The sequence below is a fragment of the Arthrobacter sp. 18067 genome, assembly GCF_902706295.1.
Classification (GTDB): domain Bacteria; phylum Actinomycetota; class Actinomycetes; order Actinomycetales; family Micrococcaceae; genus Arthrobacter.
This window is the reverse complement of record NZ_CACSJJ010000102.1, coordinates 1-404: the sequence shown is the minus strand read 5'-3', so window position 1 is coordinate 404 and position 404 is coordinate 1. Positions and strand designations below refer to the sequence as shown.

The 404-nt window shown below is 68.6% G+C and carries 1 protein-coding gene; it reads left to right on the top strand.

Going from position 1 to position 404, the window contains the following annotated elements:
• A partial coding sequence (locus GVL04_RS24280) for a VOC family protein (protein ID WP_159709181.1) occupies positions 1 to 309 on the top strand: 309 nt, incomplete at its 5' end.
• Positions 310 to 404: the final 95 nt, after the last annotated feature.

Genomic DNA, 404 nt, shown 5'->3' with positions numbered 1-404 from the left:
ATGGAAGTGAGCGCCGAACAGACCGGCGACCACGACCACATCGGCTTCGGCAGCGACGGCAAGCCGTTCTTCTGGCTCGGCAATGGCGGCACCGCCAGCCACGGCGTGCACGTGGCCTTCGCCTGCGCCAGCCGCGCGCAGGTGGACGCCTTCCACGCCGCCGCCCTCGCCGCCGGTGGCCGCGACAACGGCGCGCCGGGCCTGCGCCCGTGGTACCACCCGGATTACTACGCCGCCTTCGTGCTCGACCCGGACGGCAACAACATCGAAGCGGTCTGCCATCGCCCCATCGGCGAGGTGGCTGCATGAGCGACTACGTCCGCATCGTCGAGGTCGGCCCGCGTGACGGCCTTCAGAACGAAAAGCAATCGGTGTCCACCGCCGACAAGATCGAACTGATCAAC